Source organism: Acinetobacter sp. UBA6720 (assembly GCF_002454215.1).
GTDB lineage: Bacteria > Pseudomonadota > Gammaproteobacteria > Pseudomonadales > Moraxellaceae > Acinetobacter.
The window spans coordinates 1-14,875 of the sequence record NZ_DKIK01000104.1; the positions used below are offsets into that span (position 1 = coordinate 1).

Here is a 14,875-nt window from a genome sequence, read left to right on the forward strand (position 1 = left end):
TTCAACTGACATTTTCATAGTATTACCTTCGCGTTTCACCTGACCTGAACTTTGCATTGTCGAAAGCATGCTTTCAACTTCTTGATCAGACATCGTTATCCCACCTTTTTGCAGATAATTATTCATGATGCGCGAGATCATATTTTTATCAAACTGAACATCTGCTTTATATTCCATTAAACTTGGCATCATTTTCACCATTCCCATCACAGTCGATTGGTGACTCGGCATAATACGCCCCGTCACATTCGCCTGAGCAACACCATCTCCGATAGCAAACTGGCTCTCTTTGGATTCAAAGCGGAAACCTTCATTGATCACGGCTAATAAAGCAGGCTCCATATCTTTTTCCACAGTCTCTTTGGCTAAGCAACTATTTTCACTTTTCGCCACAATATCAAACAGCGCCTGCATTTTTTGTCGATTCACATCGAGTACATTAAAATTAAACTGTAGATTTTGAATTGCAGGTGCGGCAGGCATTTTCATTTCATCTAAGCGTAGCATCATCTCAGTGTTTAAAACCCGATCCGTCAATTTGCTTTGCGTTTCTAGACTAAAATTTTTAATTTCAGCACTAATGGGTTTATTGATATCTCGATCTGACATTTTCAGCAGATCCATCTGGATTTTGCTTTCACCTGCTTCAAGATATTCGCCATTGAGCCCTTGGTTGGTTACTAGCTTTAACCCCACCATTTGCATATGCATATTGGGCTCGGTAATCGTGAAATTTGGAATTTCAAGCTGTAAATCCAGTATCTTAAGCTGTTGTTCTATCGGCTTTGCTCGAAACCGCAACGTCATTGGATCTAATCTAGACTGGAGTTGAGCTTCATTGCGAGTAATCACTGGTGTAGTCAATACACTATTCATGGTGCCTAACCAATTGACTTTCGTATCAACTTTGAGTGGTTCCTTCAACAAAGATTGGAGTGCTCCTGATGCCTGAGTAATTTTAATATCCGACTGGATCGCATATCCATTCCAACTACGCTGAATATTATCTTGACCACTTAATTTAACTACGTCTTTGGGTTTACACGGATCTGGTACTAATTCGGCACTCCATTTCGCACTCCCTTTTAAAGCACCCATTTGGAATTGTTGATACTGCAAATTCAAATTATTCGATTGTTTAGTGCCCTGTTGATAATAATCCTTTAGACTTTTATCTGCATAAAGATTACCACCAACTGCGACCACAGCCAGCGTCAATACGCCCCCAACACCCCACTTTAATTGACTCATTTTCTCTATCTCAATTTATTTACTTTTTATTAAAATAAATTATAAAGACAATTTTTAAATAAAGATAATTATTTTGCAAATAAAGCACTTAGATGCCATATTCATCACATAAATGTGAAAACCTACGTCACATTTATGCTTAAAAATGTCACCTTCTAACACTTCTATCCTGCCATAAAAAACCCAGCCGAAGCTGGGTTTTTTAATCTCAACAAATAAAATTAATCATTTGAATGGTTAATTCATTTTTACTTTATCGAAGCTGAGTTGACCATCTTGCGCTGTGACAACAATATTGTCTCCAGCAACAAATTCACCAGACAATATTTTTTGCGCCAAACTATTCTCAACTTGCTGTTGGATGGCACGTTTCAGTGGACGCGCACCATATACAGGGTCAAAACCAGCATCAATCAACAAATCAAAAGCATGATCATCGACTGTTAAACGCATGTCCTTTTCAACCAAACGAGCACGTAAACGATCCAATTGGATATCTGCGATACCTCGAATTTGTGCTTTTTTGAGTGAATGGAACACCACCAACTCATCAATACGGTTGATAAACTCTGGACGGAAATGTTGCGTCACGGCATTCATGACTACTGCTCGCACTTCTTCATCAGATGGATTATCACCCAACTCGCGTACATCACTTGAACCAAGATTAGATGTCATCACAATTACAGTATTTTTAAAGTCAACCACACGACCTTGCGAATCTGTTAAGCGACCATCATCCAATACCTGGAGCAAGATGTTAAACACATCTGGATGTGCCTTTTCCACTTCATCAAATAACACCACACTATACGGTTTACGGCGTACAGCTTCGGTTAAGACACCACCTTCTTCATAGCCCACATAACCTGGAGGCGCACCCACCAAACGGCTGACCGAGTGTTTTTCCATAAATTCAGACATGTCAATTCGAATCATGGCATCATCACTATCAAACAAGAAGTTTGCCAGTGCTTTAGTCAACTCTGTTTTACCAACACCCGTTGGACCCAAGAATAAGAACGAGCCGCTCGGTCGGTTCGGATCAGATAAGCCAGCACGCGAACGACGAACCGCATTGGATACTGCAACCACAGCCTCATTCTGCCCAACGACACGATTATGCAAGAACTCTTCCATATGGAGAAGTTTCTCACGTTCACCTTGCATCATTTTTGCCACAGGAATACCCGTTGCAGCACTAACAACTTCTGCAATTTCGTTGTCAGTAACTTTGTTACGTAGTAGTTTCGGCTCCTCTTTCTCCTCCACCACTTCTTCTTCATTGAGGCGTTTTTCCAACTCTGGAATCACACCATACTGAAGACGAGACATTTCGCCTAAGTCATTTTCACGCTGTGCTTTTTGCAACGCAATACGGGCCTGATCCAATTCAGCCTGAACTTGTTTGGTGCCTTCAACTAAAGTTTTCTCAGCTTTCCAGACTTCTTCCAAGTCATTGTATTCACGTTGAACTTCACTAATTTGCTTTTCAAGATGTACAACTTCCGCACGGCTGCCAACATCTTCATCTTTTTTCACTGCTTCAAGTTGCAGTTTCAATTGAATTAAACGGCGTTCAAGTTTATCCAACGCTTCAGGCTTAGAATCTAGCTCCATTTTGATACGAGAAGCCGCTTCATCAATCAAATCAATCGCTTTATCTGGCAATTGACGGTCGGTGATGTAACGATGTGACATTTTCGCTGCTGCAATGATGGCAGAGTCTAAAATTTTTACACCATGGTGCACTTCATAGCGTTCTTTCAAGCCACGTAAAATCGCAATAGTGTCTTCTACACTCGGCTCATCGACCAAGACTTTTTGGAAGCGACGTTCTAATGCGGCATCTTTTTCAATGAATTGGCGATATTCGTCTAAGGTCGTCGCACCCACACAACGTAGCTCACCACGTGCGAGAGCAGGTTTTAGCATATTACCTGCATCCATCGCGCCCTCGCCCTTACCTGCGCCTACCAGTGTGTGTAATTCATCAATAAACAAAATGACTTCACCATCTTGTTTTGCTAAATCTTTCAATACTGCTTTTAAGCGCTCTTCAAACTCGCCGCGGTATTTAGCACCAGCAAGCAAAGACCCCAAGTCCAAAGATAAAACTCGTTTACCTTGTAAACTTTCAGGCACTTCACGGTTAATAATTCGCTGAGCTAAACCTTCTACAATTGCAGTTTTACCCACCCCAGGTTCACCAATCAACACTGGGTTATTTTTAGTACGACGTGACAACACTTGGATGGTACGACGAATTTCATCATCACGCCCAATAACAGGATCTAATTTCCCTGCCAATGCACGCTCAGTTAAATCAATCGTGTACTTATTCAGAGAATCGCGTTGATCTTCATGATTGTTGCTCATGACTTTCTCATCACCTCGAATTTTTAAAATGACTTGGCGCAGGTGGTCTGGTTTAACACCCACACTATTTAATAAGGTTTTGGTTGCACCTACTTCAGCTAAAGCTTGTATTACCCAATCAGTAGATAAAAACTCATCACCTGCTTTTTGCGCAAAACTATCTGCCAAATTCAATGCTTTGACAGCGTCTGCACTGAGGTTGACATCACCTGTCGGATTCGACAGAGTTGGCGCATCAGCAAGGGCTTGCTTTAATTTGGCTTGTAATTCAGGCAGATTAGCACCTGCTTGTTGCAACAAACTCAGATTTGAGGTTTCTTCCAACAAGGTTGATAAAATATGAATTCCCTCAATTGCGGTATGGTCTTTCCCCATTGCAAGTGATTGAGCATCTGAAAGAGCTTGCTGTAAGCGGTTTGTGAATTTTTCAAATCGCATTCTTGTTTTCCTCACAACAAATTTTGAACTTGATGGATATATGGGAACGAATACTCAGAATTCAATTCAAATTTAATTAACTTTTCTACATTTTATTTTATTTTTCATTAGTTTATCTTAACAACAAACAAATAGAACTTAATCATAATATGGGTTCCCCATGTACATTTTTCAAGCATAAGCTTGCATTTTTTGTCAAAGCGAAATGGCCGATAGATTTAAATGGGCTAAACCTAGAATCATTTGATCAATTATTAGACAAACAAACAACTCTTTTTTCTATTTATCCATGTAACGAACTGTGTACCAGTTTACGGAATGAAAACAAAAGCGTGAAGCATGAAAAAGGCCGATCATCAGATCAGCCTCAAATGACTTAAAAGTCAGGGATTAATTTGCTTCAATAATCTCAAAATCATGGGTGATTTCTACGCCACCATCCATCAACATTTTGCTCGCAGAACAGTACTTTTCTGCCGATAATTCCACAGCTTTTGCGACTTGTTTTTCCTTCACTGCATGACCAGTAATCACGAAATGTAAGTGAATTTTTGTGAACACTGCGGGGATGCTATCTGCACGCTCTGCCTTGAGTTCACAGCGAACATCCGTTATTTCTTGACGTGATTTTTTAAGGATAGTCACGATGTCAAAAGAAGCACAACCTCCGAGTCCTGTCAGGATCAATTCCATTGGTCTTGGACCACGGTTTTCACCACCATATTCGGGTGAACCATCCATGATGACACTGTGACCACTTTGAGTTTTTGCTTCGAAAGCAACATTCTCTAACCAATGAACAGTTGTTTGCATTGCAACTACCTAAAAAAAGCTATAAATTGACGAAGTACCTGTACACTACCATAAATTGAGTTGATAAGGAATTTCAGCTCTGACTGTGTGACAAGTTCACTCTAGGTCTGTGCGATCTATAATTTATCCATTTTCGGAACCGTTAGCATGACTTCAAGCTTTTCACAATTAAGCACTGATGCGCTGTCTCCAGGTCAACTCCCAGAGTCAGTGAAAGCACTATTAAAACGCGCATATATTAATCGTTATCCAAAGCGCACAACGATCGTAGATGCTGGCTCAGAATCTAAATCGTTATATTTGATTTTAAAAGGTTCGGTCTCTATTATTTTGCGTGAAGACGATGAACGCGAAATTGTTGTTGCGTATTTAAATGCGGGTGACTTTTTTGGTGAAATGGGTCTATTCGAAGCAAATTCACAGCGTACTGCTGAAGTACGTACACGTGACGTTTGTGAAATTGCTGAAGTGACTTATGAAAACTTCCATGAATTGAGCAAACAATACCCAGACCTCAGCTATGCAGTTTTTGCACAGCTTGTGCGTCGTCTAAAAAACACCACGCGTAAAGTCACTGACCTTGCATTTATTGATGTTTCAGGTCGTATTGCACGTTGTCTTATTGACTTATCTGCTCAACCAGAAGCAATGATCTTACCTAATGGCCGTCAAATCCGTATTACGCGTCAAGAGATCGGTCGCATCGTTGGTTGCTCGCGAGAGATGGTTGGTCGTGTTTTAAAAACATTAGAAGACCAAGGGATGATTGAGACTGATGGTAAAGCTATCTTAATTTTTGATGCCTCTTTAGAAGAATCCAAAGCCCATGCTGAAGATTATGATGACGAAGAATAAAATTTATTCTTCGTAGCTGATACAGCCAAAAGCAGATCTTCGGATTTGCTTTTTTTATGCCTTCAATTCGTAACTGCTTTGACAAAATCGTGACAAACTTTGTAAAAATAGTGATTTAACCTACTGTTGATAATTGTTTAATCTTATTCGACCCCAAAGCACAGTCCATAAAGGAAATGTTGAATGCAATTTAAACCCTTAGCCAATACAGGCATTTTGGTTCCTGAAATTTGTCTCGGCACCATGACCTTTGGTGAACAAAATACGCAAGCTGAAGCCTTTGAGCAACTTGACTATGCTTTAGCACAAGGCATCAATTTTTGGGATACTGCAGAAATGTATCCAGTTCCACCCAAGCCTGAAACGCAAGGCGCAACGGAAGTCATTATTGGACAATGGATTGCACAGCGTGGGGGACGTGACAAACTTTTTTTAGCTTCTAAAATTGCTGGCCCATCTCAAGGTGGCAGTCATATTCGTGACGGACAAACCCGTTTTAATGCCAACGACATTTCTTCTGCGCTAGATGACAATCTAAAGCGTTTACAGACCGATTATATTGATTTGTACCAATTACACTGGCCACAACGTCCGACCAACTTTTTCGGCAAATTAGGCTATGAAAATGATGAAGCTCACAGCACCAAAACCGTAACATCTCTAGAAGAAACTTTACTTGCGCTCGAAGCTGAAATTCAAAAAGGTCGTATCCGTTATATTGGTTTGTCTAATGAAACGCCATGGGGAACCATGAAATTTTTACAGATTGCAGAACAACTTGGTCTGTCTAAATTTGTAAGTGTGCAAAACCCTTACAACTTACTCAACCGCACTTACGAAATTGGGATGTCTGAAATTGCGAAATATGAAGGCGTTGGTTTACTCGCCTACTCCCCACTCGCTTTTGGTTACCTCACGGGAAAATTCCGCAATGGCGCGCGCCCAGCGAATGCTAGAGTAACTCTTTTTAGTCGCTTTAGTCGTTATAGCAACCCTGAGAGTGAATGGGCAACGGAACAGTATGCTCAACTGGCTGAACAACATGGTTTAACACCTACACAACTGGCTTTAGCCTTTATCAAACAACAGTTCTTTGTGACCAGTACTATTATTGGCGCAACAAACTTAAACCAACTAAAAGAAAATATTCAAGCTTTTGAGATTGATTTATCAGAAGAGGTTTTACAAGGTATTCAAGCCATTCATCAGCAACAGCCAAACCCAGCACCCTGAGTAATACAAGAAAGCACTGCTTTATTGTATGACTCAGACTATATCTGTACTGCTTCTATTGGAGTGATAAGTGTAATGTTTGAATCACTACTTCACCTGTCACAAATAATTTATGATTTTTTAAAATGCTAAACTGATATTAAAAAAGGACGCCTTAGCGTCCTTTTTTGCTCAAAAAGAAATTAACGTCTTTGATTATAAACTGCTTGTGCAGCGGCTAAGTTCTTACGCATCGCTTCAATACGCTGACTATTTGATGGATGCGTCGAAAGGAATGAAGAACCACCAGCCCCATCGAGCTTATTCATTTTCTCCCATAAGCTAATTGCCGCTTGTGGGTTATAACCTGCACGCGCCATCAACATTAAACCGCCCTCATCTGCGCGGCTTTCTAAGCTGCGCGAATACGGCAGGCCAATACCAATCTGACTACCTAACTGCGCCGCAGCTGTCCCAGTTTGACCCACACCAGCAGCACTGAGACCAATACCCAAAGCCAAGTCAGTTAATGCTTGTGCGCCAACTTTACTCTTTGAATGCTCTTCTAAAGCATGCACCATCTCATGTCCCATCACTGCTGCAATTTCAGCATCAGTAAGGTTCAACTTATCCACAATACCCGTATAGAACACCACCTTACCACCAGGCGCTACATAAGCATTGACTTGATTTGACTTAAGTACAGCCAACTGCCAGTCAAATCGAGTGCCTGTTTGATTCATCTGATCAGCATAAGGCTTCAAGCGATTGAATACACCATAAATACGCTTGTACGTGCTCGATGAAGTGTCCAAAGTTTTGTTGGTTTTTGCTTCATTTACAGTTTTGTTAAAACCTTGAGTTGCTGCTGCATTTAAAGTTGCTGTATCCGCACCTGCAACCTCCGCAAAAGTTGCACAACCAGAAATGGTGACCACCGTTGCTGCGCACAGACTCATTAATATTTTATTTTTCATTATGGCTTAACTCCATCCATTTTAAAGCACTTCACATAATGTGTTGAATTATAATGAATAGATCTAAAGTGTTAAATATCATAAGCATGTTTTATCATAGCAATTATGTAAAAACAGCTTCATCACTATGCATATTCAACAAAGCCAAATTCACAACAAATGTCAGACTCCAAACTTAAAGTTATTACAGAAACTGAATCAGAAGCCAATAGACCAGACACAGAATATTTAAGCCCAAATATAGATGGCTTAATGGCTCAATTTTTTCTTCAAGCGTTTGACTTTTACGTTTAGCAAATAAAAATGCATTTTGAATAAGAATGATTGGCACCAAAATACAAGCAATAATCACAGACAGCCCAATCAGCGCACTATAAATAACATCAGGATCAGTGGTTTGCCCCTGAATAATCATCATCGCGATTGTTGGCGCACCACCCATAGCAAAAAGTAGTGAGTAAAAAATAGTTCCTGCGATATTCTTTTGCATCCTGCCTGCTCATCTGTTTATCTTGAATTTTATTCTAACAAGCACTTATACATGATGTCGTGCTTATTCATGCAACTTTAGTCTGGAAAACTATAGTAGTTCAACTGTTTATATCCATATTAAATATAAGCTTAATGCCTAACTTTCTCCTGTAGCACCCATTAAAAAACCCTGCACAAAGGCAGGGTTTTTATGGGTGTTTAGCGCTTAAGCTTCAAACGGATGACGCAAGATAATTGTTTCTTCACGGTCTGGACCAGTAGAAATAATGTCGATTGGACATTCAATTAATTGCTCTAGGCGTTTAACGTAGTTGATTGCTGCTTGTGGTAACTGATCTACTGATTTCGCACCAAAAGTAGACTCAGACCAACCTGGCATCGTTTCATAAATTGGTTTTAAAGTTTCAAATGCCAACGCATCAGAAGAACCAACACAACCAGAATCAGCAGCTTCATAACCTACACAGATTTTCACTTCTTCTAGACCATCAAGAACGTCTAGTTTAGTTAAGCAAATACCTGAAAGTGAATTGACTTCCACAGAACGGCGTAAAATTTCCGCATCAAACCAACCACAACGACGTTGACGACCAGTAGATGCACCAAACTCAGAACCAATCGTCCCTAAGTGCTTACCAATAGCGTCACCTACGTCATTTGCAGCATCGTAAACCAACTCAGTTGGGAACGGGCCTGCACCGACACGTGTCGTGTATGCTTTTGTGATACCTAATACATAGTCAAGGTGTAATGGACCCAAACCTGAACCTGAGCTTACGCCACCAGCTGTGGTGTTTGAAGACGTTACATACGGGTATGTACCATGGTCAACATCAAGAAGTGAGCCTTGAGCACCTTCAAACATGATATTGTCACCATTTTTACGGTATTTATGCAACTCACCTGTAACATCAATCACGAGTGGTGCAACCACTTCACGCCATTGATCACAAAGCGCAAGCACATCTTCTAATTGAACTGCTTCTACACCGTAGAATTGGGTTAATTGGAAGTTATGGTATTCAAGTAATTCAGTCAGTTGAGCTTTAAGATGCTCACCACCACGTACCAAGTCTGCAACACGAATTGCACGGCGTGCAACTTTGTCTTCATACGCAGGGCCAATACCACGACCTGTTGTACCAATTTTTGCATTGCCACGCTTAATTTCACGTGCTTGATCCAATGCGATATGGTTTGGCAAAATCAATGGACAGTTTGGTGAAATACGTAAACGTTCTTTAACTGGCACGCCTTCTTTTTCAAGAATGTCCATCTCTTTGATGAGCGCTTCAGGAGAAAGTACAACACCATTACCAATTAAGCACAGTACGTTTTCACGTAAAATACCAGATGGAATGAGGTGTAATACAGTTTTCTTACCACCAACGACAAGTGTATGACCTGCGTTATGTCCGCCTTGATAACGAACGACCGCAGCCGCTTGATCTGTGAGCAGGTCGACGATTTTACCTTTACCTTCGTCGCCCCATTGGGTACCGAGTACCACAACATTCTTGCCCATAATAGCCTCATTGCATCATGCTGTTAAAATTGAAGAACTTTTCAGGCTTTAACTGACCTGAAGAAGTGATTAAATCTGTTCTACAGTCCATTGACCTGCAACATTCACCAATTGGTGCGTCGCATATGGAAGTGTAGTTAAATCATCCTGACCCAAAAGTTGAATCACGCTCATGCCTTTGGCACGTGTGTGTTCAATCGCTTGGAGCAAATCTGTTTGTGTTCCTTTCGGCGCAACAACTAAACTGTTTTGCTGAAAACGCCCTGCGCTAAGCGCATACAAGTCACAACTAAAACCTGTCGCTGGACGTGCACGACCAAAGTGCTCGCCAATTCCGTCATAACGCCCACCTTGTGCCAATGGCGCAGCACGATTAGGCGCATAAACAGCATACATTAAGCCCGTATGGTAGTGATATGAACGAAGTTCAACCACATCAATACCCATCTGTAGGTTTGGCCAACGCGCTTGAATTTCAGACTGTGTGGTTTTTAATGCGTCGAAAGCTTGCTTAAACTCAGCATCGGCAATCACTGCTGCACTTAAATGCGTTTGCAAAGCATCTAAGTCACTTGCATAACGCCCTAAAGTATAAAAGTCTGCACCAAAGTTCAAATCTTGAGTAAATTCAGCCAACTCTGGCAATGCTTTACGTTGATATAAATCAGAGAGTTGACGTTCAGTTGCTTTGTTTAAGCCTGCAACTTTCACCAAACTACGGAATAAGCCCACATGACCTAAGTCCAAGTGAATACCATCTGCAAAGCCTGCTTTCGCAAGTAAGCTAATCATCACGTCGATCAGTTCAACATCAGCATCAATGCTATCTGAACCAAATAACTCAGCACCTAATTGTAAAGGCGCACGTGTGGTATTAAAGCCTTGTGGTTTGGTATGTAGGACTGTTCCTGCATAGCAATAGCGAGCAACGCCTTCAACTGGATGTACATGCGCATCAATACGAGCCACTTGTGGTGTCATATCGGCACGCACACCAAGCAAACGACCAGATAACTGGTCAATGACTTTAAAGGTGGCTAAGTCTAAATCTTGATTCGATTCTGAAAGAGAAGATAACGATTCGATATATTCAATGAATGGCGTGTACACCAACTGATAACCTCGTGTTGCGAGGAAATCTAATGCTTGACGACGCAAAGTTTCAATCACTTGCGCCTGTTCTGGCAGTACATCAGCTACACCATCAGGTAATAACCATGTCTCTGAAATGGGCATGTTGTAAACCTAAAATCTTGTCAGCGCGGAACGAATCCGCATAAAAAAATCGGGGCACACCCGATTTCTCTTAGTCTATCACGATACAATGTGCTGTGCATTAGACAATTTCGGAAAATTTAATTTATCGTTTCAACTTTAACAACCAGCGCGCTATAAAATCTGTTGCTTTTGAATCATTCATTCTTAGCTAGATTTTAAATCATCTCAAAATCGCAACTCAAACGACTGCTGACTATACCGAAGCATGTCACATATTGAAAAAAATCATTTAAAACATTGTTTTATATTTTATTTCCCATTAACAGACTGCTTGCGAAAAAAGCAAGTTATTTTATACTCCTGCTCAATTCAACAGCAAGAATAAATACAACACCACATTATATAGACCATTTTAATCACACTATTTTCACTTGGGGAACGTTTGATGGAATTGCACAGCAACTTATATTACAAGCATGCAAATGCTCAAATCATGGCAAAATTAGACCGGCTGTTCCAAGAACATCGTGGTGATGCAGGCCAATTTACGACTTTAACCTGTGACATTAACCCTGAACATGGTGTTGAACTGGCTGAAGATATTTTAAATACAATTGATAACATCGAGTTTGATCTGGGTCCTGAGTCATTAGGCACTATTGCAGGCTATTCAGTTGCCCATTTTGTTCATGGCTCAGCAGGCGATGAATTCATTGAAGCTATTTTATTCTTCTTGAAAGCCTTGCTTCCAGACATTCACACACAAGCATGGGGCTGTGGCGATGATGATCCGTGGGAGTTTTGGTTTAAGTTCGACGGCGACGAGCTTGTCCGCGAAGACGATGAACCGTTAAATGATCCGGAAGAAGATGAAGAAATTAAAGCCAGTATTTATGCATGGTGGCATGCAGATCTGCCTAAAGAAATTAAAGAAGGCTTTTTAAACGAAGAGTAAGTTGTCAATGCAAAAGTACACGTCCAATCACTTGTGTACTTTTGCCTCAACATAGCAACTCAAATCTAAGAATTATGAGTTTAAATACTCATCTACTGACAGCACCGTCGAAAACATTTGAAATGCTGCTAAACATGCAGTCTGTACAGCCTCTGCTTGCACAGTTTTATTGGCATAACTCAAATCACGTGTTGCTGTTGCATCTGCAATAACCACTGGATCATAGCCAAACTCCGCGGCAGCACGGGAAGTTGCATCTACACACATATGCGTCATCATGCCGCTAATCACTAATTTTTCAACACCAAACTGATCCAACACCGTCTTTAGATTGGTTTCAAAAAAACTATTCGGATAATGTTTTTCAACCACGATTGAGTCTGCTGTCAGTTGCAAGCCTGAATGTAATTCAACACCAAACGTGCCCGCTTCAAAAAATGGGGCATTAGGTTGATTAAAAATATGCTGAATATAGATAATTGGCTGTTTATTTTTCAAAAATGCGTCTTCTAGAAGATTAATCTGCTTTAATGCTAGCTCAGCCTGATATAGCGCCATTTTAGCTTGTGGAAAATAATCATTTTGAACATCAATAATAACTAGTGCTGTTTTATTCATTTAAATCACCCTCTCATCTTCATTTCAGTCTGATGTATCAATGCCATAGAATAAGTAAAATAAACCGGCTCTTGCAGTTGAATATGAAAGAATGTATCTATAAATGTTTTCAGAGTGAAAGAACGATCATCTATGCTGGCAAATCAAGATCCAATTGACTTAAAAATCTTAAAGATTCTTAAAAATGACTCACGATTAAGTCATAAAGACATTGGTGAATTGGTTCATCGCACAGGTCAAGCGGTGGGAAATCGTATTGCAAAAATGCAAAACGAAGGTCTCATTCAAAAATATACGGTTGATTTAAATTATGAGACGACCCAATTTATTCGAATCATGATGGAAAATAATCAATTTGGACAGTTTGAAACTTTTTTAGCACAGTTTGATCAAATTGAATATGCATATAAAGTTTGTGGCTCCGCATGCTATATGCTGACCTGCCACTTTCATCAAAGACAATTGAATGACTTTATTGAACAGCTCTCCGCATGGGGACAATATTCCGTAGACAGCGTAGTCAAAACGATTGAGCTATAAACTTAACTCACAACTCATCCTTTCACGTAGAAGCCCACAGAGTAGTGATCAAGTTTGCCAAGCGGAAAATCGCCTTTGATTTGCAGAACAGGTTTCTAATCGCGCTTGCACTCAACTTGGATAATATACATCACGACTAAACCCGTTAAGCTAAGGGTAACTCAGTCGTTTGTTTAATATTTTGCAACGGAATTTCTGTTTTTATACTTTGTATATTGGGAATTTTATTCAGACGGTGAATTTGAAACTGTCGATAGGCATCCAAATCTGCAACTACAATACGTAAAAAGAAATCACAATCCCCTGCCATTAAATGGCATTCAACCACTTCTGGAACTTCACGAATCGACTCGACAAATTGGTTCACAGTTTGCGGATCCTGACTTTTGAGCCAAATCCGTGCAAATACGGTCAATCGCAAATTCACCTTGGCAGGATCAACCAACGCCACATAAGCCCGAATAATCCCATCTTCTTCTAGCTGTTTTACTCGTCTTAAACACGGTGAGGCAGATAGTCCAATGCGCTGAGCCAACTCATTATTTTGAAGTTTTCCATCGACTTGTAGTACTTGTAATATGCGCTTATCTGTTTGGTCCATAAATTCCATCCCTAAAGCATAATTTTGCTCATATTTAACCAATTACAGCATATTATGCTAAACAACCCTAATATTAAGCTAAATAAAGTAAAAAATATCTTCGGAAAAACCCTAAAATTATTCACCTACCGCACCAAAACATAGCACGTATAGGCGATTTAAAATGCTCTCCCTTAGAAATACGACTCAGGAACTTAATAATTCCAGCGATTATGTCGAGTTTGAACGTGGAATTAAAACGTCTATCCCGATGCTGCTGGGTATTATTCCTTTTGCTTTGGTCTTGGGAACACAAGCCACTCAAAAGGGCTTTAGCCATTTAGAAGTCCCACTCTTTACTGGCCTAAACTTTGCGGGCGGTTCCGAATTTGCTGTGCTGGAGGTCTGGACCAACCCACCAAATTTTCTCGTTTTAATTTTCATTACTTTTCTAGTCAACAGCCGTCATTTACTCATGGGTGCAAGTCTCGTGCCCTATTTACGCCATTTACCCAATCGACAGGTTTTCCCTGCTCTGTTTTTCATGTGTGATGAAAGTTGGGCAGCAGCTCTTGCCGATGCAGAACAAAAGAAAAGATTTGGGCTACAACAGGCCTTTAGCATGTTTTACTACGCAGGCATCTGTTTTGCTCTGTACTTGATGTGGGTCAGTTTTACCAGTTTAGGTGCCATTCTTGGTCCTTTACTTGGAGATGTACATAGTTACGGTTTTGATATGGCCTTTGCTGCGGTATTTCTGGTTTTATTGCGTGGCATGTGGAAAGGCTTCAGCGCCGCACGCCCTTGGCTGGTTAGTCTCATTAGTGCAGCGATTGCTTATTTATATTTACCGACGGGTTGGTATGTGCCTATTGGTGCAATCTGTGGCATCGCCTCTGCTTTCATATTTATTCAGGAGGATGAGCTATGATTCACAGCACGACTCTTGTTGCAATTTTATTGGTTGCAGCCACCACTTATCTGACACGTATATTGGGCTATGTTTTGCTGAAAAATAAAAC

At 40.5% G+C, this 14,875-nt stretch carries 15 protein-coding genes; 6 read left to right on the top strand and 9 right to left on the bottom strand.

Annotated features, from left to right (window positions below; genetic code table 11):
* From B4F08_RS09300 to B4F08_RS09310, 3 genes are all read right to left on the bottom strand, one after another.
* A partial coding sequence (locus B4F08_RS09300) for a DUF945 family protein (RefSeq protein WP_291374222.1) occupies positions 1–1,251 on the bottom strand: 1,251 nt, incomplete at its 3' end.
* A 237-nt stretch (positions 1,252–1,488) separates the two neighbouring features.
* Positions 1,489–4,068: an ATP-dependent chaperone ClpB gene (gene clpB / locus B4F08_RS09305; RefSeq protein WP_291374223.1), complete on the bottom strand. Its 2,580-nt coding sequence runs from the start codon at positions 4,066–4,068 to the stop codon at positions 1,489–1,491.
* Between the two features lie 390 nt (positions 4,069–4,458).
* Positions 4,459–4,881 carry an OsmC family protein gene (locus tag B4F08_RS09310; RefSeq protein ID WP_004982311.1) on the bottom strand — a complete coding sequence of 141 codons (423 nt, stop codon included), beginning with the start codon at positions 4,879–4,881 and terminating at the stop codon, positions 4,459–4,461.
* 147 nt (positions 4,882–5,028) lie between these two features.
* Between B4F08_RS09310 and crp the strand changes: the two genes are divergently transcribed.
* Both crp and B4F08_RS09320 read left to right on the top strand, forming a co-directional pair.
* Positions 5,029–5,736 carry a cAMP-activated global transcriptional regulator CRP gene (crp, locus tag B4F08_RS09315; protein ID WP_086207848.1) on the top strand — a complete coding sequence of 236 codons (708 nt, stop codon included), beginning with the start codon at positions 5,029–5,031 and terminating at the stop codon, positions 5,734–5,736.
* A gap of 183 nt (positions 5,737–5,919) precedes the next feature.
* Entirely contained in the window at positions 5,920–6,969 is a 1,050-nt protein-coding gene (locus B4F08_RS09320) for an NADP(H)-dependent aldo-keto reductase (protein ID WP_291374224.1), read from the top strand.
* A gap of 182 nt (positions 6,970–7,151) precedes the next feature.
* Here B4F08_RS09320 and B4F08_RS09325 read toward each other — a convergent pair whose 3' ends face one another.
* From B4F08_RS09325 to B4F08_RS09340, 4 genes are all read right to left on the bottom strand, one after another.
* Complete coding sequence (locus tag B4F08_RS09325) at positions 7,152–7,925, bottom strand: M48 family metallopeptidase (RefSeq protein ID WP_086207849.1); 774 nt, start codon at positions 7,923–7,925, stop codon at positions 7,152–7,154.
* 184 nt (positions 7,926–8,109) lie between these two features.
* Positions 8,110–8,415, bottom strand: coding sequence for a hypothetical protein (locus tag B4F08_RS09330; protein WP_086207850.1), 306 nt, complete (start codon positions 8,413–8,415; stop codon positions 8,110–8,112).
* 207 nt (positions 8,416–8,622) lie between these two features.
* Positions 8,623–9,942: an adenylosuccinate synthase gene (locus B4F08_RS09335; protein ID WP_086207851.1), complete on the bottom strand. Its 1,320-nt coding sequence runs from the start codon at positions 9,940–9,942 to the stop codon at positions 8,623–8,625.
* 69 nt (positions 9,943–10,011) lie between these two features.
* Positions 10,012–11,178 (bottom strand): ATP phosphoribosyltransferase regulatory subunit, encoded by a 1,167-nt coding sequence (locus B4F08_RS09340; protein WP_086207852.1) that lies wholly within the window; start codon positions 11,176–11,178, stop codon positions 10,012–10,014.
* Between the two features lie 427 nt (positions 11,179–11,605).
* On the opposite strand from B4F08_RS09340, the gene B4F08_RS09345 reads away from it, so the two are divergent.
* The gene (locus tag B4F08_RS09345; RefSeq protein ID WP_086207853.1) at positions 11,606–12,115 is read left to right on the top strand and encodes a hypothetical protein; all 510 of its coding nucleotides are present in this window, start codon (positions 11,606–11,608) and stop codon (positions 12,113–12,115) included.
* 72 nt (positions 12,116–12,187) lie between these two features.
* Here B4F08_RS09345 and B4F08_RS09350 read toward each other — a convergent pair whose 3' ends face one another.
* Positions 12,188–12,733, bottom strand: a complete 546-nt coding sequence (locus tag B4F08_RS09350; protein ID WP_291374225.1) for a cysteine hydrolase family protein — start codon at positions 12,731–12,733, stop codon at positions 12,188–12,190.
* 132 nt (positions 12,734–12,865) lie between these two features.
* Between B4F08_RS09350 and B4F08_RS09355 the strand changes: the two genes are divergently transcribed.
* A complete protein-coding gene (locus tag B4F08_RS09355) occupies positions 12,866–13,273 on the top strand; it encodes an Lrp/AsnC family transcriptional regulator (RefSeq protein WP_291374226.1) in 408 nt (135 codons plus the stop codon).
* Positions 13,274–13,418: 145 nt separating this feature from the next.
* Here B4F08_RS09355 and B4F08_RS09360 read toward each other — a convergent pair whose 3' ends face one another.
* Positions 13,419–13,874 (bottom strand): Lrp/AsnC family transcriptional regulator, encoded by a 456-nt coding sequence (locus tag B4F08_RS09360; RefSeq protein WP_086207856.1) that lies wholly within the window; start codon positions 13,872–13,874, stop codon positions 13,419–13,421.
* Positions 13,875–14,037: 163 nt separating this feature from the next.
* Here B4F08_RS09360 and B4F08_RS09365 point away from each other — a divergent pair, with 163 nt between their 5' ends.
* Both B4F08_RS09365 and B4F08_RS09370 read left to right on the top strand, forming a co-directional pair.
* The gene (locus B4F08_RS09365) at positions 14,038–14,784 is read left to right on the top strand and encodes an AzlC family ABC transporter permease (protein ID WP_291374227.1); all 747 of its coding nucleotides are present in this window, start codon (positions 14,038–14,040) and stop codon (positions 14,782–14,784) included.
* On the top strand, positions 14,781–14,875 hold a 95-nt coding region (locus tag B4F08_RS09370; RefSeq protein ID WP_414632472.1), incomplete at its 3' end, for an AzlD domain-containing protein. The genes B4F08_RS09365 and B4F08_RS09370, both read left to right, overlap by 4 nt.

Bases quoted from the DNA above. Each gene is read 5' to 3' on its own strand.
- B4F08_RS09350 (WP_291374225.1), bottom strand. From the start codon at position 12,733: ATGAATAAAACAGCACTAGTTATTATTGATGTTCAAAATGATTATTTT.
- clpB (WP_291374223.1), bottom strand. From the start codon at position 4,068: ATGCGATTTGAAAAATTCACAAACCGCTTACAGCAAGCTCTTTCAGAT.
- crp (WP_086207848.1), top strand. From the start codon at position 5,029: ATGACTTCAAGCTTTTCACAATTAAGCACTGATGCGCTGTCTCCAGGT.
- B4F08_RS09355 (WP_291374226.1), top strand. From the start codon at position 12,866: ATGCTGGCAAATCAAGATCCAATTGACTTAAAAATCTTAAAGATTCTT.
- B4F08_RS09325 (WP_086207849.1), bottom strand. From the start codon at position 7,925: ATGAAAAATAAAATATTAATGAGTCTGTGCGCAGCAACGGTGGTCACC.
- B4F08_RS09330 (WP_086207850.1), bottom strand. From the start codon at position 8,415: ATGCAAAAGAATATCGCAGGAACTATTTTTTACTCACTACTTTTTGCT.
- B4F08_RS09320 (WP_291374224.1), top strand. From the start codon at position 5,920: ATGCAATTTAAACCCTTAGCCAATACAGGCATTTTGGTTCCTGAAATT.
- B4F08_RS09345 (WP_086207853.1), top strand. From the start codon at position 11,606: ATGGAATTGCACAGCAACTTATATTACAAGCATGCAAATGCTCAAATC.
- B4F08_RS09340 (WP_086207852.1), bottom strand. From the start codon at position 11,178: ATGCCCATTTCAGAGACATGGTTATTACCTGATGGTGTAGCTGATGTA.
- B4F08_RS09365 (WP_291374227.1), top strand. From the start codon at position 14,038: ATGCTCTCCCTTAGAAATACGACTCAGGAACTTAATAATTCCAGCGAT.
- B4F08_RS09360 (WP_086207856.1), bottom strand. From the start codon at position 13,874: ATGGACCAAACAGATAAGCGCATATTACAAGTACTACAAGTCGATGGA.
- B4F08_RS09335 (WP_086207851.1), bottom strand. From the start codon at position 9,942: ATGGGCAAGAATGTTGTGGTACTCGGTACCCAATGGGGCGACGAAGGT.
- B4F08_RS09310 (WP_004982311.1), bottom strand. From the start codon at position 4,881: ATGCAAACAACTGTTCATTGGTTAGAGAATGTTGCTTTCGAAGCAAAA.